Genomic DNA, 19,269 nt, shown 5'->3' with positions numbered 1-19,269 from the left:
TGGATCCCCCGGGCGATCCGGGCGATCCGGGCGCCCGCGGCGTGACGCGGGCCGTGTGCGTGAAGCCGGCCGCCGCTGCGGCCACCGCCACGCGGGCCGTACCGAGTGACCTGCCCGACTCTGGCTGCTGCTGCTCACCGCCGGCCCGCACGCCCGCTGGGCTTTCTCATCGCCGGCGGCGATCCGCATGTGTGGACCGTCTCCAAAGACCCGGCCTCGTCCAGAGCGAGAAGACGGCGCACCACCAACCGGCGTGTCAGGGCACGGCCCTGAGACGGGGACATGGGTGACGCCGCTTGCGCGGCGGCAGCGGACGGTGGCGGGGTGCGGGAGCCGTCCGGGATCCAAGGCACCGGCGGCGGAGACGACTTCGCGCTGATGAGCGCAAGCACACTCCGCCCTCGAGCCGGCCGACACAGGAATGCGCATCCCCACGACGCTGATGGGAAGTGGCTGTGACGCATATTTCGTATTTCGGATGCTGTTGGCGATCTTCGCCGGGTGCGCGGGGCCGGGTCAGTCCACTTCGCTGGTCGCCAGGATCGCGATGCCTGTGTGGTCGGCATCCAGGACCACGAATCCGAGGTCCATGGCGTCGTCGGCGAACCATTCGTTCTCGTGCGGTCGGACGATGAACCGCAGCCAGCGGCACTCGGCGGCGTACCGGATCGCCTCGGGGAACGGCACGTCGTCGGTCAGTCCCATCAAGGCGTACAGGCCGCGCCAGGCGTTGAGTCTGCCGTAGGCGCCGAGTTGGCCCGGGCGGAGCCCGCGGGTGCCGAACGCGGTTCCTGCGTCTGCGGCGATGTACAGGTCGCCCAGCACGTGGTCGCCGGTGATGTGCAGGGTGTGCACCGTGTCGGGCGTCGTGCCGACGAGACAATCCGCAGGGAGCGCGGACAGCAGGGCGCCGTTGAAGTCGCGTTGGTCGAGCGGGGCGGCCACCGTGAAGAAGCGGACCTCTTTCTGCCTGATGGCGAGGATCGGGGCCAAGGCGGCCTCCGTTCGTGCGGGGTTGATCGGCTCGCGCGCCGTACGGCCCGCCGCGCCGCCGGACGGTGTGGGCGGAACGGGCGGGTTTCGTTCGGCGTCCACTCCATCGACCATGCCGATGGTCCCACCGGAACCGTCGAGCCGGCGGAGCCTGTGCTCGAAGGGGTAGGACTCCAGGGGCAGCCACGCCAGTGGATGGCCGAGCTCGACCAGTCGGGCGTGGTAGGCCCACGCCGCATTCCAAATGTCGTGCGGGCCGCCCGACGGCACGATGCGGGAGATACGCGTGAGCTCCTGGAGCAGGCAGGCCCGGAACTCGGCAGCCAGGCCGAGCTCGAGGGGCGGTTCGCCGAAGAGCGTCATCAGCGCGCGCGGGGTCAGACCGCGAGCCTGGGCGAGTTGCCGTGCCATGCGGCGGACCAGGAAATCCGGCGCGTCCCCGGGGTCGCCGTCTTCGGCGAGATCGTCGACCAGGCGCGCCACCAGGGCAACGCCGGCTTCCGAAGGATGGTGTGTGCACAGCAGGAGCATGGGATCGAGAATCTCGTGCGGGACGCCATGGTCCCGTCGCCCGGTGGCAAGTTCGTACAGGGCGGCCGGGTAGTTCTCGGCACGCCGCCGCCACACCTCGTCTTCGGAACTCGTCTTCGCCGGTCGTCCGCCTTCGTCCGTCACGACAGGCTGGACGCTGACACCGGCTGGGTCCCCGCCCGGCCCCGCGCCTTCCGGAGATCGAACGGCGAAAATCACCGACAGCGTCCCCTTCCCGTGCCAGAGCCCACTTCCACGTCAATCAATATCCCCTACCGGTGGCCTTTCCGGTGCCGCAAGTGGCCAACTATCGGTCAACAGACCGACCGACCATGAATCGTCACCGAGCATCGACCTGCGGCTCCCGGGATGCCACCGGCCAACTATCGGCCGAGGTCACATTTGCGAATGAAGCACGACAGTCCGCGAAACGAGCCCACTGCCTTGGTCGACCTGCGGATTCTCCGGCTGCGGACGGCCGTCGACCTGCTCCAATCGCAAGACGTCGTGCTCCAAACTCGCAAACCACGGCGCTCCGTCACAGCACTGATGACCAAGTAGTCCTGTCCGCACAAGTCCGTTGTCGACTGGCCGAGTTGGTCTGAGGCAGGGCAAGAGAAGGCGGGGCTCTGGGTCATCGGTAGGCGGCGGCGACGGCGAGGTAGATGCCCAGGGTGGTGGCTGCGATCGCCCGCGCCGGTGAGAATCGCCTGGGGGATGCCCACGCCGGATCGGTGGGCGAGCAGGCCGGCGGCGACGGCGAGGTTGAGGGCGGTGGACAGGGCGAGCAGCAGGGACAGGATCTGCAGCGGGCTCATCGCGTGAACTCCCGGTGGCGATGGTGGAGGGCCCGGGGCGGGCCGTGCCGGACGGGACCGACGCTGACCGTCCAGGCGGCCGTCCCACAGGAGTCCACGGTGATTGGGACACTTCGCGATACGAAGTTGGTTTGTGAGGACGACAGTTCACGCCACGACCGGGATGCGTGTCGGTCGGGGTGTCCATGGGGGGTCGGACACGCGGCCGGTGGGAGGATGCATCCGCGATGACGGGACCGGCAACGCGGGAACCGGGCTATGCCGAGCTCATCACCGCGCCGGCCGCGTTCCGCGCCGAGTGCCTGCACCGACAGCCGTCGGACCGTATGTTGGCCGGTGTGGTGGGGTCAGCCCGACCACGATCGGGGGGCGGCTGCGCGGTGATCGGTTTCCGCAGCAGCCCGACCAGTTGTTGGCCGTGGTGCGGGCGATACGGGCCCAGGCCGAGCGGGCCGGACTGGCCGGCGACCCCGTGGCGGTCGCGGTGCCGGACGAGCGGGCATGGAGCCGTGCCTACCGAGGCGAGGCCGGCCGACGCGCGGACGGCACCCGGGCCGCGGTCCGGGCGGAGCAGGCGCGGGCGGTGCTGGAGCGGATGCGACCGGGCCGACCGCTGGCGGAAGAGGCCGACCCGTTCGCTCTGGAAGTGCACCACGCGATCGACTCCCGGACCGCCGGGTTGCCCGTCCTGCCGGCATACGTGCCACGCGAACACGACCACCTGCCGGCCGAGGCGGTGACCCGGGCCGCCGCCGGAGCCGACGGGATCGCGGTGCTCGTGGGCGGCTCGTCCACGGGCAAGGCCCGCGCCTGCTGGGAGGCCCTCCATCTCCTGCGCGAGCGGGAGGAGGGCCGGCGGCTGTGGCATCCCGTCGACCCGAGCCCACCCGGTGCCGCGTCGGCCGAACTGGGCTACCTCGCCCCGTACACCGTGCTCTGGCTGAACGAGGCCCAGGAATACCTGACCCCCGCCCCGCACGGCGAAGAACTCGCCGCGAGCCTGCGCACGGCGCTGCGCGATCCGCGGCGGGCCCCGGTCCTGGTGCCGGCCACCGGCGGGCAACCTTGTGCCCGGGGCGCGCTCGGCGCGTGGCGGGCCGTGCGCTTGCGGACACGGCTCCGTGCCGAGCTATGGGAAGGGCGGTTCGTCGGCGAAGTCCTCGGGTCCTCTCCAGGTATCGCCGAATGTGGGAACCGTGGGGCGCGGGGCGGGGTGGAGCATGTGGTTCAGGGGCGTGTCGTCCCGTGCCGGCGAGGTGGTGCCGCGAGCAGCCGACGCGGGCGTTGCATGCGCAGCACGGCGGTGCCGGACCGCGGAGGCGATGAAGAACGGCACCACCAGGGCGGCGGGAAACAGGTTGCTTCCCATGACGGACACCGAACTCGACATGTTCGGGCAGCGTTTGCGTGCCGTATGTGGTTCCGGGCCACGGTGCGGGAACCCGCGCGTGTGATCGACGGGTGATCGCGGTCGCCGTGTCGCCGGAGCGCGAACAGGCGTCCGACGACTCGAGTGCTCGGTCGCGGATCGGCGGAGTTCGGGCTCGGGTGTCGAAGGCGAGGTGGTCGGCGTCGGCGGGTTCGGCGGTGTCCGGGGCGTCGGTGCGGGTGCCGCCGTCCTGGAGGCGGGACTGGTGCGGGCTGGTGGCGGCGATGTGCTGCTGGTCGTGTTCGGGGGTGCCGGCGGGGTGGGTGTCGGACGATTCTCGTGGTCGCCGGCGGCGCCCGATGGTGACCGGTGTGGTTCCTGTGGTCGGGGAGGTATGAAAGCGCGGTGGGGTACCGGTTCGCGCGAAATACTCCCGCGACGCGGCCCTTCGCGGGACCGTCTTGCTGCGCCGTGTGTCCACGCGCCTCGCTCACACCGGGTTCGGCGGGCTCGCCGCACGACGCGGTTCGCGGGCGGGGCCAAGGCCCGTCGTCGAGATCGCTCCGGCCGCCCTGGCCGGATCCCCTGGCCCCGGCCTCGCCATCGTCCGGACAAGGAGAAAGATGACCGGCACCATCCGACGCCGCGGCCCGGACCTCACCGGCACGTGGTTGGCGGCGCTCCTTCTCATCGGCAACCTGGTCACGGTGCTCCTGCTCCCGCCCCTGGCCGACCTACTCGTGGCCGCCCTCGCCGGCCGGCAACCGACCGGGGCCGAACTGCTTCGCTCCTATGGGGACCCCGCTGACTCCCGCTTTCCGCCGCCGGGCGTGATCGCGCTCTCGGTCGGCCTTGTGCTGCTGCTCGCCGCGATCGACGTGCGCTTGCTCGCATACCTGCGCGGCCGCGATCGGCGCCGGCACGTGGACTCGACCGCTCGGCTGTGGACTCGTCGTGCCGACGTTCGGCGCGTCGGCACCGAAAGCGTGCGCGCCGCGGCGGCACGGATCGCGTATCCCGTCTCGACGCCCGGGGTGTACGTCGGCCGCAGCGTGCGCGACGGGCGCGATGTGTGGGGCTCGTGGGAGGAGGTCCAGGTGGACATCTGCGGTCCGCGCACCGGCAAGACCACCTGCCGGGTCATCCCCAACGTCGTCTCCGCCCCGGGCGCGTTGGTGGTCACATCGTGTAAGCGGGACGTGGTCGACGCCACCCGCGAGGTGCGTCGGCGCAACGGTCGGGTGTGGGTCTTCGATCCACACGAGGTCGTACGCGAACCTCCCACCTGGTTCTGGAATCCACTGGGCATGGTGGCCGGCAACCTGAAGGACGCTGTCGGTGTCGCGGGTCTGATCGCGTTCACCCAGCGCGACACGCACACGCGATCGGACGGGTACTTCCAGCCGGCGGCGCAGCATCTGCTGGCGATGTTCCTGCTCGCCGCCGACGTGGACAAGCAGCCGATCACGGCGGTGCGACGTTGGTTGTTGCGTTTCGACGACGACGAGCCGGAGACCATCCTGCGCGGCGCGGGGCACCTTCTGGCCGCCGAGGCGTGTGCGGCGACCCGCGCGCTCCCGGCGGACCAGCGGGCGGGCGTCTACGGAGGGGCCGCGCAGCTCGTGTCCTGGTTGGCGGCTCCCGAGGTGCTGCCCTGGATCACTCCGGGCGAGGGGCGGGAGGAGTTCGATTTCGTGGAGTTCGCCGCCGGCACCGACACGCTCTACATTCTTTCCGGCATGGACGACGCGAGGGCGAATCCCGCCGCCACGCTGCTGACCGGGGCCATGCTGGTCGCCGCCGAGTATCGTGCGGCGGCGTGCTCGGGCGGCCGGCTGCCCGTCCCCCTCCTGGTGGTGATGGACGAGGCCGCCAACACCGCGCCGCTGCCGATCCTGCCCGATCGGCTCTCCCACTACGGGTCCCGGGGCGTGGTGGTGATGATGATGCTCCAGTCCTGGGCACAGGGCGTACACGTGTGGGGCGAGGCCGGCATGGCGAAGATCTGGAACTCGTGCTCGGTGCGGGTCTACGGGGCCGGCGGCTCGGAGAGCGAGATGCTCCGGGCCCAGTCGGTGTTCTCCGGCCGATTCGAGGCGCGCACCACCGCGCTCACGTATGCGTCCTCGACCTGGTGGGGTTCGACGGTGACCAGGGCCACCCGGCCCGAGGTCGTGCTCGACGTGGCGGACCTGGCCGCGTTGCCACGTGATCGCATGCTGGTGCAGATCAGCGGCGGGAGGCCGCTGCTTGTGCGCTGCATACCGTGGTGGGAGGGTCCGCACGCCGACGCGATCCGGGCCTCGATCGCGCTCCACGGCCGGTGACGGCGCCGCGCCGCGAGTACTGCTCTGCGGTGCCGACGTGCGTGCACGGACGCGGGCGGGTAGTGGACGATCCCGAAGGGTCGTCAGGACAAGCATCGCGGCGCGTTCGTCCGCGCCGAGCGCCCGGGCCGGCGCGAGGTGGGGACTCGGAGGCCGTGGGGCGGCCGGGTACACGTGGCGGTAATGGGTGGCGCCGGAGCGGCGGGTCGGCCGGCGGGTCGCCACGTTCCATCCCGATGTGTGGGACCAACTCCCCGACGACCACGGTTTGTTGGAGGCTCAGGGAGGGTGTGGGTCCTCCTCGCTCGCGGGCGCTGCCGGTGCTCGATGGACGCCCATCCAGGCGGTCGCGAAATCCACGTACGGCCGGACCGGCAGCAGGAACGCGTGCGCCGCGCCCACCCGACCGCGAGTGATCGCCTCGGGATGCCGCTCCTCGAAGTCCCGCCCCAGCTCCGGAAAGTCGTGGTCGCTCAGTGCCACGTCGGGGAAGGAGAACCACGAACTCCCTTCCGAGGTGGCGATCTTGCAGGTGTAGCGGCGGCGCGACCGATGAGGGTGTCGGTATTCCGCCAGGTGGGCCACGGAAACGACGCCCCATCCGACGCCGATCGCGAGCACTGTGGCCCGCGCGTCGTACAACCGGCCCATCGGTGAATCCGGGCCGAAATGCGTCCTTCCGTGGCCTCGGGTGACCTCTTCGGCCCGGCCGCCCAGGGCCACGACCGCGGCCAGCGGATGGTCGCTGCGCAGCGCCCGGTCGTCGGCACGAATCGACTCGGCGAACGCGCCCATCGCCGCCGCCACCGACGCGTGCGGGTCCCGTGGCCGGTGCAGATAGTCGGCCAGCTCCTCGACCGTCCGGCCGGCGGTCGCGTCGGCGAACGCCTGGGAGGTGATCGAGTTCTCCGGCGTGTACGCGGGCACCACCAGGGTTCCGTCGCTGCCGAGCACGGACCGGAACGCCGATCGGAGATCCTGCGACTCGGCTCCGGGTCGGCCTCGACCGCGCACGGCGCGCATGGAGCTGTGCACCATCACCGTGTCGCCTGCTCGCAGACCCAACTCGGACAGTTCTCGGGCGAATTCGATGGCCCGGGCCGACTCGGCGCGGCGCGGTGTCGAGTCGGTGTACCGGGACGGGTCGGAGCTCGGTGCCGCGAACACTGCTGCCTCTCGGGGGAATCGGCTCGGCCGTCGTCCGGTCGTGGCGTGCGCGATTCGACTGCGTCGGACCATGCGAACGGGCCGATCGGGCGCGGTCCGGACGGCGCATACCTCTGCCGCGCGGTCCGAATCACCCACGGAGGGGGCTGCTGCGCCCGCTCCGTGAGTGAAGGCGTGTCGTCACCCGCTTGGCGGTGCGCTCGCCAGGTCCTCGGCGACCCTGGTCCGCACGTGCGCGATGACTCGCTTCATGTCCGGGCAGTACACCGTGGGATTGAGGAATCCGCTGCCCGCGCGATAGCGGTGGATGAAGAAGCCGCCACCGCAGACATCGCGGATCGCACACGAGCGACACGTCGGCGACAGGCCCTCGATCCCGATCTGGCGAGCCACCACCGCCGGGTGCCGCAGCGCCGCGTCGAGCGGGTCGGTGAGCACCGACAATCCGGTGGAAGCCGCGCCGTCGTACGCCGACTTGATCGTGTCCACCTGCTCGATCCCACCGTCGGTGTCGATCGTCACGGTGGTGGCGGGACCGATCCCCACCTGTTCGGACCGGGTGTGGCCGCCGAGCACCAGACTCAGCAGATCCTCGAACAGCTTGACCCGGGTCTCCTGACGCGGTGCGTCGTACCAGCGGTCGAAGGCCCGCACGATCCAGTCGCCGTAGGGTGTGCGACTCGACCCCTCCTCGCGCAGTGGCGGCGGAGACGTCCAGTTCCCGTGCGGCAGCACGAAGTCGAGCATCGGCGGCGCGTGCGTCAGGAGCGACTCGTACACCTCGACCGGATCGTTCGCCACGTCGATGACGCACAGCAGCCCGCCGAACAATCCCGGCCGCGACGGATCGCGCAGCCTGGCGACCGCCTCGGTCACCGCCGCGTGGCTTCCGCGCCCGTCGGCGAAGCGCCGATGGCGGTCGTTGGCGAGTTCGCCGCCGTCGACACTCACGCCGACCCGGAAATCCAGTGCGTGCAGGGCGTCGAGCATGCGGTCGTTCAGGAGCAGACCGTTGGTCTGCACGCCGAAGGACACGTGTGTGCTCGCCGGCACCTCGCGGCGTACGGCCTCGGCCATCCGCGTGATCAGGGCCGGTCCCGCGAGCAGCGGCTCGCCGCCGTGCACGATCAACTGCACGCGCTCCTGCCCGTGGGCGCGCACGTGTTCGCCGATACGGGCGGCGGTACGGTCCACGACCGCCGTCGACATCGTCTTGGCGCTCGACCGCCAGGATTCGTCGCCCATCTCGTACAGGTAGCAGTAGTCGCACGCGAGATTGCAGCGGCTGTGCATCTTGACCACGAAGTGGGTGAAGGGCACCGGCTGCCACGTCGTACCCGGACCGTCGGGATCGAGCAGGTTGGCCGGCCATTCCGCCGACCTGCGTATGGGCGTTTCGAGGTTGACCACAGTGTCTGCTCCGGGTGGTTCCGAGGATGGCACCGGCGCGATCCGTGCGGGTGGGCGTGTACCCGGCCGGGTCCGGCGGTCCTCGAGGTGCCCGAGGACCGCCGGGGCATCAGCCGTTTCGTCGATCTCCCGGCGTCGTGTGCCGGTCGATCGAGGGGGTGGCTGCTTACTCGCCGCCGACGAAGCTGTTGTAGCCGATGCGCGGACCGCCCGCCTCGGACTCGGCGGCGACCCGACGCAGCGCCACGGCCAGCGGGGACTCGCCGGTGCGGTCGAACGCGGCGGGGGCGGCGGGGGTTTCGGTGACGGTGGGCGTCGAGTTCACGGGGTTCACGAATGGCTCCTGTGTTCGATCCGGTGGGGCGAACACAGCCTAGGAGAACCGAACTTCGCCGGCTCCTGTCGTGAACGGAACTCGCGCGATCGGACCCGCCTCCGCGCTCCCGTACCCCGCTCGGGCGTCGAGATCCCGATCCGGTCGGTGTTCCCGGCTCCCGCTCGGGCCGACCCTGCCGGCGGTGGTCAACGCCGCGCGGCGGCCGAGGTCGATCGAGGACCGTTACTGCGGCGGCGCCTCCCGCTCCCGCCCCCCGCGCACTCCGGGCGAGTCGACCCGCCGCCGCCAGACCGCGATATCGGTCCGCCCGTCGCCGTCGAAGTCGGCGCTGACTCCGTTTGCCGCTGCCGAGCCGGCGGCGGCGAACGGCGGAACGGGGCCGGGGCTGTCGAATGCCGGAATGGACCCCGGGCCGTCGTCGGCGGCGACGCGCGCCGGAAACGGGCTCGGGGTGTCGTTGACGGTGGTGGGTGCCGTGGACGTGCCCGTCGAGGCCACCGACGCGGTGGCGGGCAGGCAGGCGATCGCCCCGAGTACCGCGGCGGACGCCGCGAACGTCCCGACCCTGGACCTGGATTGTGCTCGGGACGGCTCGGCGTCCGTCCGTCGTCGACCCATCGGTCCCGGGCGGTGAGGGTCGAGACGGTGGCCGAGTGGCAGGAACGCTGCGGCCGGGGTGTACTCGTCCCCGGCGCCGACGTGCCGCTCGAGCAGGGCCCGTGGTCGGGGGTCGAGCGCGAACGGCAGGCATGCCCGTGGTCGGCGAGCCGGCCGCCTTCGGCACGATGTCCAAGGGCAGCGTGGCTCCTGGGGGCGCAGGTGCGCGGCGTATCGGTGAACCGGACCGGGTCTCCGGGTCGACGGCGGGTCTGATCGTGGGCGACAGCCGGGCCCGGCCCGGTGGGGAGGTTGGTGCAACGAGCGCCCCCGCGCGGCCTCGGTGGGGATACGTTCCACCGGTGCGTGGCAGGGAAGTCGGTTCAGGCGGGATATGTCCGGGCTGGTGACGGAGCGTCCGCCCGAGTGTTCAGCCGAAGGTCCAGACGCCGCCGCCGAGTAGGTGGTCCAAGTCGTTCGCGACCTGCTCGATGAGGTCCTCTCCGAAGACGACGAGGGTTTGTTCGGCGTAGTGGGCGAACGTGCCGAGGCGGGCGTCCGCGGTGGCGAGGAATTGGAACTCGTCGTCTGCGATGGCGCCACCCGGCCAGGGCGGCTGTCCCGGGCCACCGACGCGGTGCGGGTCGAACTCCCAGCCATTGAGAAAGGGGCGACACTGGTAGACCCATTCGCCGGGTCGGACGCAGGCGCGCAGGCCCCGCTCGATGACGCCTTCGGCGGCTGTGATCGCCGGAGCGCCGCGGTCGAGCATGCCGTGGAACCAGCGGCGCGAGTCGAGCGGTGCGGTATACCGTCCACTCCCGCCGGCGTAGTCGAAGCCGACGCGGGCCTCACAGCGACGTGTTATCCGTGCGGACTCGGCGTCGTGGAGGGAGTGCCTCGCGGGCGGGGCCGCGGCGGGCTCACCCGGCGGGGTCCAGTGGTGGGACCGGACCGTCGTGACGTCCCGAAACCCGACGGCCATGAGGGCGCTGCGCAGTTGCCCGTCGGCCTCGGCGAGCAGAAACCCCTTCGCCGGCGACTGGAACCGCTTGGCGAGTAGTTCGGGGCGTGGCGCGGTCAGGCCCCCGACCACGGCGAACGCGGTGCCCCGAACGGACTCCAGCCAGCAGGCCGCGGCAACCCTTCCGCAGTGGGTCAGTACACGGATGTCGATGTCCCGGTATGGGATCGAACCCATCGCGTGCCAGGCGGACAGGGGAAGTCGGTGCGGCCCGGACTCGGCGGACAGGTCCAGCGCCTGCTGCGCCTGCGGCTCGTCCCACCGAACCGATTCCACTTCCCACTCCGGCTCCAGGTGGGGAAGGTCGAGTTCGGCGACGTCGCCGAGCAGGACACTGCGCTCCCACCCCGCGGTGAAACCCGCCGCTTCGAGCGAGGCCGTCAGCCGCGACGCTTCGGCGTCGTGGGCGAACACACGCCACTCCACAGGTTCCACACGGGCGGCCGCGCTCTGCCGCACTTGCGTGGCAAGCCGGGCGACCGAGGTCGAGGCGTCCAGAGCGAGGTGGTCGACGATGCAGTGGGTACCGTAGTGGGTGAGCGTCAGCGGTCCGATCCGCTCGACCACTGTGCCGAACCGCGGCTGCGCCGAACCGGAGCCACGCAGGATGCGATCGTGCGCTGCCGGCAGTTCCCCCACGTCCAAGGCCACCACGGCATTCAAGCAGTGCGGTTCCCGCGAGACCATCGGTTGAATGCGAACGGGCCTCATCGAACGAACGTGATTCCGCTCGGCCGGGATGATCGACCCGTACCGGCGGGGGCGGTCGACGTTGACGTCGGCCCGACTGTCGGTCAGCACGCGCAATTCGACGGCGTGCTCTCGTCGTTCGGGCCCAGCGCGGTCGGGTTCCGGCGTATCCGAGTCTGATCGGTGACGATGATGGCGTCCTTGGCATCCGTCTTCCCCACGGGCCGCGGCATCGCGGTCCCGGTGTAGCGGGTCCCGTGTCGCCCAGCGCCTCGGCCAATGCCGCCGACAGGATCGCGGAGTTCTCCTTCGGAGTTGCGGTGCTTGGTGCACAGCATGAGGCGCGGCACCAACCACCGGTATTGCTTGGAGTTCACGGCCGCGTTCGGCCCGGCCCGCCGAACGGACCGCGTCGAGGCGGCCGTCCTCGACCTTTCCAGCCACTGCGCGAGCAACTGGTCGGCGGATTACACACGGTCAGCGCCTCGTTCATCGCCTCGGCCGCCGGCTTGGGCCGCCGCGCCCCGAGCGTGGCACGCAGTGAGCGCACGGACTCGCGGTGCACGGAAAGTTGGTCCGGTTCGGATGTGTCCGCACGGGGTTCGGGGTGCGTGCACGACGGTGGCGGCCTGCGGGTACGGCATCGCCGTCCGGGACGCGTTGGGGCCGCACGCGGGCGTCGGGTTGTCGGCTCGCCGTGACGGCGGCTGCGACACACGATCCGCGACCCCGCGAGACGGGCGGTACATGACGCTCATCGCTCGGCAAAACGTGTGTGGCCGACCGGGGAGGGCGGGATCGGGTCGGTGCCGATGCGGTGGGGGTGGTGTCGGCGTGGGTGATGAAGGTGTCGATGGCCTGTTGGGGGTTGATGCCGTGGCGGTCCCTGCGCGCCGACTTTGAGAGTCTGGTGTGATGGCGGAATTGGTGCGGGTGGTGGGAACGGCCCATGTCGGTGTGCGGGATCTGGTCGCCGACGACTACAGCGGTACCAGGGAGATGGTCTCGTCCGGTTCGCTGCTGGTGCCGGCCGAGCCGTCGGTGTCGCTTGTCTTCAACATCACCGAGCCCGCCGCAGGCGGGCCGGACGCGTTCGTGACCGGTACCGGGCACATCTTCCGGAGTGCGCAACGCCCGTTGCGGAGTGCGGGTGGTGCGGCGCAGGGGCGAGAGTGGGTCGCGGTGAGGTTGAGTCCGCCGGGGGCGTACACGGTGTTCGGTACCGCGGTGAGCGAGGCGGTGGATTTCGGTGAGCTGTTCGGCGGCGTGGGGCGGGAATTGGTCGAGGCGATGCGGGAGGCGCCCGGCCGGCCGGAGCGGTTCGCGCTGCTGGACCGGTTTCTGCTGGAGAGGGCGGACCGGGGTCCTCGTCCCGCGCCGGAGGTGGCGTATGCGTGGCGGCGGTTGGTCGGGACCGGCGGGCGTATCCCGATCGGTCGGCTGGCCGCCGAGGTCGGATGGAGCCACGCGTACCTGATCAAGCGGTTCCACCGGCAGCTCGGCCGACCTCCGAAGACGCTGGCCCGGCTGCTCCGGTTCCGGTCGGTGATGCGCCGGATCCGCCGCGGCGAGAGCTGGCAGCAGGCGGCCTTCGATGCCGGCTACTACGACCAGTCCCACCTCGCCCGCGACATCCGCGAGTTCACCGGCACCTCCCTCACCCGGTACCTCGCCCGCGCCCTGCCCTGCGGCTGCGTCACCACGGGTATGGGCGAGACCGGCGCGCCGCCCCAGGTCAGGTGAATTTCGTCCAAGCCCGGACGGTCGGGCCGCGCATAGCGTCGCGGTGATCCCGCACGCATACGAAGGAGACCGGCCATGACCGCGCTCAGCCCCGAGGAACTGAACTCCCTGTACGAAGCCCGCGTCCGCGAGGGCGACCTCGACGGGCTCGTCCGCCTCTACGAGGACGAGGCCACCTTCGGCGGCCCGTCCGGCCTCGACCGGGGCGTCGACGCCATCCGCGAGAGCCTGGCCCGGATGCTCGCCATGAAACCGGGCTTCACCGTGAGGTCCCGCCGGCTCGTCACGGCGGGCGGACTCGCGCTGATGGCCGGTGACTGGCACTTCACCGGCGTCACGGCGGACGGTGAATCGATCGACTCGACCGGCACATCGGTCGAGGTCGCCCGGCAACAGCCCGACGGCACCTGGCGGTACGTCATCGACGAGCCGGCATTCCTGGGTTAGGTGTATGCCCACGAAGGTTGGTGACGGGTCGCACGCGGATGTGATCTCGAACGCGTGAGGGCCCTTGCGGCCTGGTGGTGCGCTGTCGTCGATCGGCAACGGCCCGATTCCATGCGGTAGTCGTATCTCGGGTGGTCGCCCCCGACCGCGGTGGTCCTGCGCGTCCGTGGGGGTGAGCGGCCGTCGATCGTGCGACGGCCGGGTCGGCCTATCCCCCGCTGCCGGAAGGGAGTTCGTCCACCAGGGCGGATCACCGGTGGGGTGTCGGCCACTCGCCGGCCGCACAGGCTTGCCAGTGACCCTGCTGTCGCCGCCGGCCCACGCGCCCGGCATACACACCCACCACCCGGCCGAGGCGTCGAGTCTCGATCGGGCTGGGGCCATGCACGCAAACGGGCGGATCCGCCACGACACACCGACCGAAGGGCGCGATCCGTCGCAAATCGCCCCTAATGTATGTACAACGCGGCCCGCGCCGGCAGAGCGGCCCCGTCCCGGCGGGGAGATCGCATGGCTTCGAGGGTATACACCGGCGGGTGGCCGCGGGTCTGGATCTTGGTATTGGCGATCCTGTTGCTCGGCCTGCCGACGGGTTGCGGGCCGTTCGGTCGGCACCATGAGGGAGGCGAGCCCCCGCCGAGTGCCTGGCAGAAGATCATGGATATGGCCGGTCGCAACGGCGAAGTCTCCAAGGAGATGGCGCTTGCCGCATTCGCCACAGTCTACGAACCGCTCCCCGGGGTGGCACCGGTCTCGGGCGACCGCAGCGAACTGACCTCGGGGTCGGCCGCGTTGCGTTGGGTCAAGTCCGTCTGGGACGAGATCACGCCGGAGCAGCGCGCCGCGATCGATGCCATCCGCACGCCCGACGAGCCGTCCGAGGAAGCCGAACCCGGCGGCACGAAGGGCTCGGCCAAACCGCTCGGGACACTCACGGACCTTCCGGCGAACGCCGCCTGCCCGAAGACGATGCCGAACAATCCAGGCCTTCGCACGCAGCTCGTCGGCTGGTGGATGACGGTCTCGCAAATCATCGGATTGAGCGTTCCCACGCCGAACTTCGGCGCCTGCGTGTCCGCGACGCCCGCACCCTCCGAACCATCGGAAATCATCCTCGCGGACACCCTGGGCTGGTATACGGGAAAAACCCCGCAGTGCCTGATCCATTTCTATCCGAAGTTCTTCGACACGAGCGACCCGGACCACGACGCCGACGCAGCCATCCTCCACGAAGTCACCCACTGCGCGGCGGGCGTGGCCATCGGGGATCTCAAGGCGTACCTCAACATCCCGTCGTGGGTGGCCGAGGGGCTGGCCGATTGGGTGACCGGCAAGCTGTTCGGCAGGTTCAACCAATCCTCCACCAAGTGGAACGGCTACCTCCGCCACGCCGGTAGGCCACTCGTCAAGTCGTCGTACGAAGCCATGGGATTCTGGTGGGAGTTGGACTACCGCGGGATCGACGTGCTGAACCGCTTCGTCCCGGTCGTCCGGGCGTCGGCGGATGCGGGCACCGGACACAGCGATGCCGCGTTCACCGCCGCGTTGGGCAGCAGCGCCGACGACATCCGACAGAGTTGGCCCGCCAGTTACACGCGCGATCCCGCACACGGCCCCGCGTGGACGACGCAGGGGGCGGCCATCACCGGTGCGAAGGAGAATCTGACCACGACTCTCCGCGTCGCCGACGGCACCTCCAAGGACATCGATTCATTGCCACTGGCGGCCGCGGTGACGGCGCTGAACGTCACCGCAGAGGTGCTGCGGTTCACTCCCGGCCCGAACGACGCGCCCGGCGGCAGATTCGGACCCGGCAACGCGGGCGACTTCGTCTTCCCGGCGGCGCTTTCGACGGTGTTCTGCACGATGGGGGCCGACTGCAAGTGTCCGGAGGACACACCGGGTGCGGGCACACGATTCCAGCCCATCCCCAAAGGGCGCGCCTACCTCGGCATCAGCGGAGGCGACAAGCCGGGCACCATGACATTCACCGGCATCCGACTCAATGCCTTCTGCGGCCCCGCGAAGCAAAAGCCGAAGCCCGGCACCGGTTCGGCACCGTCGGCCCCCGCGCCCGCGCCCATGCCCGGCTGTCGGCCACCGAGCCCCCCGGTGCCGCGGCCACGTCCGGCGCCCGCAGGCAACGCGGTACAGGCCGCCCCCGCACGCCCGGCCCTCCCCCGCCGCGAGGGTGAGAGTTGCGGTACGGGCGGCAGCAACGGCGATCCGCACCTGGTGACCTTCGACAACCTGCGCTACGACCTGCAATCGGTGGGCGAGTTCACCCTCGCGCGCTCACCGGCCGACGGGCTGCTCGTGCAGGCGCGCCAGAAGGCCTATCCCGGTTTGACCACGGCGAGCATCAACGGCGCACTGGCCGCGAACGTCGCCGGCGACCGGGTCGGCTTGTATCTGACCGACGGCCCGGAGGTGATCGAGGTTCATCTGAACGGCGTTACGATCGCCCCGCCGGCGGGTGACACGGCGTTGCCCCATGGCGGGGTGCTGACGAGGCAGGGCGAGGGCGCCGCCACGCTGTACAGCGTCGTCTGGCCCGACGGAAGCCGACTGCACGTGAGCACCATCGGCGCTTTCGGCCTCCGGGCGGACGTGGTCGTGCCGTCCGCTCGGCGGGGGCGCATGGAGGGCCTGCTGGGCAACTTCGACGGCCGGCCCGACAACGATCTGGACATGGGCGCGGGCAACACACTCGCCGTCCCCGCCAGGCCCGACGACCTGCACGGCCCGTACGCCGACCGATGGCGCATCACGCAGGAAGCCTCGTTGTTCGACTACGCCCCGGGCCAGTCGACGGCGACGTTCACCAATCGCCGATTCCCCACGCCTCCCACCGCCTTGGCCGCACGCGACCGGGCCGACGCGACGTGTCGGGGCGCCGGGGTCACGGACCCCGAACTGCTCGAGGACTGCGTCTTCGACGTGGCCCCGACGGGGCGCGAGGAGTTCGCCGCCGCGACCGCGGCGCAGGAGGCGTTCCAAGCGGCCACGCGCCGCACGGCACCGACCGACGAGAACCCTCCGGACCGGTCCGAATGTCGCGCTGAGGACAACGGCGACGTCACCCCCCGCTTCACGCTGATCATCGGGGACACCGAACAACTCGGCAGTGCCTTCGCCTGTACGGGCTTCCTCCCGGCGGGAAGCCCGAGGTACGAACTGCGCTTCGCGAGCGAGGGCGGGCAAAAGACGCACTTCAACCACCTGCCGGGGGGTGAATGCCGGTTCCGATGGCGGCTGTACGGGAGCGTCGACGACGAACGAAAGGGAGTGGCACCGCTGTTGCCCGCCGTCTCGATCTGCCAGGATCTGGGCGTACTCACCCTCCCGGAAACCTCGACGTACGTCATCGTCGTCGACAAGCCGGACCCGGCTCTCTCGGGCACGTACGGGTTCGGACTCACGACGCGCTGAGAGCCGAGGCCGGTGCGGGGGCGGCGACGGCGGCCGGCAGGAGGTGGTCTGTCGCAGCGCCCCCGGAGCGTGACGACGGGAGCTCCGGGGCGTTCGTGGCGTGGCGCCCGGAAGTCGAGTGGGCGCGTCGTCGAATCGTTCTTTTCGCCGGGGTGTTCCCGCCGACGGTCGGCATGCGCCGGGACTGTGCTCCGGTCCTGTGGGTCGATGGGTCGATGGGTCGGACGTCGAGGGTCCCCGTCGATGGGCAACATGGGGCGGCAGGCCGTATCGCGCGCCGGTGAAGTCCTCGAACGGCCTGGCGGTGTCGGGCTTTCCTCGCCGCCGTCCGCCGCGTGCCGGCCGACACAGGAAGGTCGAGCCCTCCCACCGGACGGTCCACGATCGTCACGGCGACCGCCACACTCCCGTACGCGCCCTCACGCACCGCCGACGATCGGTCCACGGCTCGGGTGGCGGCCTCTCGCCGACTCACCGCGACGGCCGGAGGCGGGAGCAGTCGTCCGGCGTCGGTGTTACAGGCCGCCCGCGATGGCTCGGCGTACCGCGTCGGCGCGGTCGCGGATGCCGGCCTTGGCGAAGAGGTTGTTGATGTGGGTTTTGACGGTGGCCTCGCTGATGAAGAGTTTCTCGGCGATGGCCCGGTTGGGCAGGCCCTGGCCGATGAGGGCGAGGACTTCGCGTTCGCGGGGTGTGAGGTCGTCGGGAAGGTTGTGGCTCGGCGTCGTGGCCCGGGTGCGGACGGTGGCCAGCAGGCGGTCCTGGACCTCGCGGTCGAGGACGGACTGGCCCGCGGCGGCGGCTCGGATCGCGCGGACGATGTCGCGGCGTCCGGCGTTCTTGGTGAGGTAGCCGCGGGCGCCCGCGCTCAGGGCGGCCAGGATCGAGTCGTCGTCGGCGAAGGTGGTCAGGACGACGACGGCCACCTCGGGGTGTTCGTCGGTGAGTCGGCGGGTCGCCTCGATGCCGTCGGTCCGGGGCATGCGCAGGTCCATGAGCACCACGTCCACCGGGCCCGCGGCAGCCGCGGCGAGCACCTGGTCCCCGTCCTCGGCGGCCGCGACGACGTCGATGTCCTCGGAGAGCGCGAGTACGGCCGCGAGCGGTTCGCGCACGGCGGCCTGGTCGTCGGCCACGACCACCCGCAGTCGCCGGGGCACATCGGCCGCCGGCGCGTCGTGACGCGTGGTGTCGCCTGTGTCGCTCATTCCGGGATCACCGCCTCCACCTGCCAGCCGCCTCGGTCCGGTCCCTCGGTGATCGGTCCGGCGGTCAGGGTTCCGTCCACCATGGCGATGCGTTCGCGCATCCCGATCAGTCCCATGCCGCTGCCGGCCCCGGCCGCCTCCCGGGTGGCGGGGCCGTTGCGGATCCTCAGTGTCGTGGATGCGGCGGCGAACGTCACCTCCACCCGTACGTCGCCTCCGGGCGCGTGCCGAGCGGCGTTGGTCAGCGCCTCCTGGGCGATCCGCAGCAGGTGCTGGACCACGCGGGCCGGTGGTTCGCGTACGGTGCCGTCGACGGTGAGCGCGTCCCGATGGCCCGACGACTCGATCATCGCGGTCAGGCTCCCCAGCAGCGGCAGCGTGTCCTCGCGCAGCGCGTGAACGGTCCACTGGGCCTGCTTCAGACTCTCCTTGACCAGGCTGTGCGCCCGGCCGTTGGCCTCGCGGATCCTGGTCAGGTCGCCCGTGTCGAGGAGGGCGTCCACCAGTTCGAGTTGCATGTTGATGCCGGCCAGGGAGTGTGCGAGGACGTCGTGCACGTCCCGGGCGATGCGGCTGCGCTCGGCCAGGGCGGCCGTGCGGGCCTCGGCGCGGGCGGCGCGCTCGGCGGATTCCGCGGATTCGATCACGGCGTCGATCGCCCGCTGCCTGCTGCGGCTGACGATGCCCACCACCACCGGCAGGGCGGCGCACAACCCGATCCCCCAGGACAACGACTCGTGCCCCGGGCCCAGGTGCAGATACAGCACTCCCCCGCAGAGCCCGCCGGCCAGCGCCGCGAGCGGGACGGCCCATACGGGCGGGAGCCGGTAACCGATGTGGCCGACGAGAAAGAACGCGAACAGGTAACCGGTCCCGGTACGGGCGGCGCCGATCAGGGAGGCCGCCGCGACGATGCCCAGCGACGCCCATACGACGACCATCCGTGCGGGGACCCGGTCCTGGGGAACGTTGCGGCCCAACAGGAACAGCGAGTTCAACGCGACGAGGACGACGACGGCCAGGCCGCGACCGCTGAAGCCCATCGGGCGGATCGTCGCGATTCCCACGACGATCACGCCCAGGGTGAAGGCCCACTGCACCCGGGGGTCGTGCCGGACCATCGCTCGCGGACCGGGACCGCGCCCCGAAGACGACCCGGCTACGGGAACGCTCTCG

13 protein-coding genes are annotated in these 19,269 nt (G+C 71.0%); 6 read left to right on the top strand and 7 right to left on the bottom strand.

Annotation, left to right across the window (positions count from 1 at the left end; genetic code table 11):
* Nucleotides 1-516 precede the first annotated feature (516 nt).
* Nucleotides 517-1,668 (bottom strand): DUF6183 family protein, encoded by a 1,152-nt coding sequence (locus ACMXN5_RS30235; protein ID WP_439677905.1) that lies wholly within the window; start codon nucleotides 1,666-1,668, stop codon nucleotides 517-519.
* Between the two features lie 1,083 nt (nucleotides 1,669-2,751).
* Between ACMXN5_RS30235 and ACMXN5_RS30230 the strand changes: the two genes are divergently transcribed.
* Both ACMXN5_RS30230 and ACMXN5_RS30225 read left to right on the top strand, forming a co-directional pair.
* A complete protein-coding gene (locus tag ACMXN5_RS30230) occupies nucleotides 2,752-3,807 on the top strand; it encodes a hypothetical protein (protein WP_439677904.1) in 1,056 nt (351 codons plus the stop codon).
* 527 nt (nucleotides 3,808-4,334) lie between these two features.
* Complete coding sequence (locus tag ACMXN5_RS30225) at nucleotides 4,335-6,038, top strand: type IV secretory system conjugative DNA transfer family protein (protein WP_439677903.1); 1,704 nt, start codon at nucleotides 4,335-4,337, stop codon at nucleotides 6,036-6,038.
* Nucleotides 6,039-6,317: 279 nt separating this feature from the next.
* Here the strand turns inward: ACMXN5_RS30225 and ACMXN5_RS30220 are convergent, their stop codons facing one another.
* The 3 genes from ACMXN5_RS30220 to ACMXN5_RS30210 all read right to left on the bottom strand — a co-directional run bounded on the left by ACMXN5_RS30220 (nucleotide 6,318) and on the right by ACMXN5_RS30210 (nucleotide 8,949).
* A complete protein-coding gene (locus ACMXN5_RS30220; RefSeq protein ID WP_439677902.1) occupies nucleotides 6,318-7,205 on the bottom strand; it encodes an aminoglycoside N(3)-acetyltransferase in 888 nt (295 codons plus the stop codon).
* Nucleotides 7,206-7,385: 180 nt separating this feature from the next.
* Entirely contained in the window at nucleotides 7,386-8,615 is a 1,230-nt protein-coding gene (locus ACMXN5_RS30215) for an FxsB family cyclophane-forming radical SAM/SPASM peptide maturase (RefSeq protein WP_439677901.1), read from the bottom strand.
* Between the two features lie 166 nt (nucleotides 8,616-8,781).
* On the bottom strand, nucleotides 8,782-8,949 hold the full coding sequence (locus tag ACMXN5_RS30210) for a hypothetical protein (protein ID WP_439677900.1): 168 nt from the start codon (nucleotides 8,947-8,949) through the stop codon (nucleotides 8,782-8,784).
* Between the two features lie 403 nt (nucleotides 8,950-9,352).
* Between ACMXN5_RS30210 and ACMXN5_RS30205 the strand changes: the two genes are divergently transcribed.
* The gene (locus ACMXN5_RS30205; RefSeq protein ID WP_439677899.1) at nucleotides 9,353-9,586 is read left to right on the top strand and encodes a hypothetical protein; all 234 of its coding nucleotides are present in this window, start codon (nucleotides 9,353-9,355) and stop codon (nucleotides 9,584-9,586) included.
* 393 nt (nucleotides 9,587-9,979) lie between these two features.
* Here ACMXN5_RS30205 and ACMXN5_RS30200 read toward each other — a convergent pair whose 3' ends face one another.
* Nucleotides 9,980-11,224, bottom strand: a complete 1,245-nt coding sequence (locus tag ACMXN5_RS30200) for a DUF2716 domain-containing protein (RefSeq protein WP_439677898.1) — start codon at nucleotides 11,222-11,224, stop codon at nucleotides 9,980-9,982.
* 954 nt (nucleotides 11,225-12,178) lie between these two features.
* Here ACMXN5_RS30200 and ACMXN5_RS30195 point away from each other — a divergent pair.
* From ACMXN5_RS30195 to ACMXN5_RS30185, 3 genes are all read left to right on the top strand, one after another.
* Nucleotides 12,179-13,006, top strand: a complete 828-nt coding sequence (locus ACMXN5_RS30195) for a helix-turn-helix domain-containing protein (protein ID WP_439677897.1) — start codon at nucleotides 12,179-12,181, stop codon at nucleotides 13,004-13,006.
* A gap of 75 nt (nucleotides 13,007-13,081) precedes the next feature.
* Nucleotides 13,082-13,453 (top strand): YybH family protein, encoded by a 372-nt coding sequence (locus ACMXN5_RS30190; protein WP_439677896.1) that lies wholly within the window; start codon nucleotides 13,082-13,084, stop codon nucleotides 13,451-13,453.
* Between the two features lie 510 nt (nucleotides 13,454-13,963).
* On the top strand, nucleotides 13,964-16,885 hold the full coding sequence (locus ACMXN5_RS30185; protein ID WP_439677895.1) for a VWD domain-containing protein: 2,922 nt from the start codon (nucleotides 13,964-13,966) through the stop codon (nucleotides 16,883-16,885).
* A gap of 515 nt (nucleotides 16,886-17,400) precedes the next feature.
* Here the strand turns inward: ACMXN5_RS30185 and ACMXN5_RS30180 are convergent.
* Together ACMXN5_RS30180 and ACMXN5_RS30175 are read right to left on the bottom strand one after the other, a co-directional pair.
* Nucleotides 17,401-18,093 (bottom strand): response regulator transcription factor, encoded by a 693-nt coding sequence (locus ACMXN5_RS30180; protein ID WP_439677894.1) that lies wholly within the window; start codon nucleotides 18,091-18,093, stop codon nucleotides 17,401-17,403.
* Entirely contained in the window at nucleotides 18,090-19,193 is a 1,104-nt protein-coding gene (locus ACMXN5_RS30175; protein WP_439678119.1) for a sensor histidine kinase, read from the bottom strand. The genes ACMXN5_RS30180 and ACMXN5_RS30175 overlap by 4 nt, the downstream gene beginning before the upstream one ends.
* Between the last annotated feature and the right edge of the window lie 76 nt (nucleotides 19,194-19,269).

The sequence above is a fragment of the Embleya australiensis genome, from assembly GCF_051903075.1.
Lineage (GTDB): Bacteria > Actinomycetota > Actinomycetes > Streptomycetales > Streptomycetaceae > Embleya.
Note: the sequence above shows the minus strand (reverse complement) of the source record. Positions and strands in the feature narration are given on the sequence as shown.

Coding starts and splice junctions, on each gene's coding strand:
- ACMXN5_RS30225 (WP_439677903.1), top strand. CDS start 4,335: ATGACCGGCACCATCCGACGCCGCGGCCCGGACCTCACCGGCACGTGG.
- ACMXN5_RS30185 (WP_439677895.1), top strand. CDS start 13,964: ATGGCTTCGAGGGTATACACCGGCGGGTGGCCGCGGGTCTGGATCTTG.
- ACMXN5_RS30205 (WP_439677899.1), top strand. CDS start 9,353: ATGGACCCCGGGCCGTCGTCGGCGGCGACGCGCGCCGGAAACGGGCTC.
- ACMXN5_RS30190 (WP_439677896.1), top strand. CDS start 13,082: ATGACCGCGCTCAGCCCCGAGGAACTGAACTCCCTGTACGAAGCCCGC.
- ACMXN5_RS30180 (WP_439677894.1), bottom strand. CDS start 18,093: ATGAGCGACACAGGCGACACCACGCGTCACGACGCGCCGGCGGCCGAT.
- ACMXN5_RS30195 (WP_439677897.1), top strand. CDS start 12,179: ATGGCGGAATTGGTGCGGGTGGTGGGAACGGCCCATGTCGGTGTGCGG.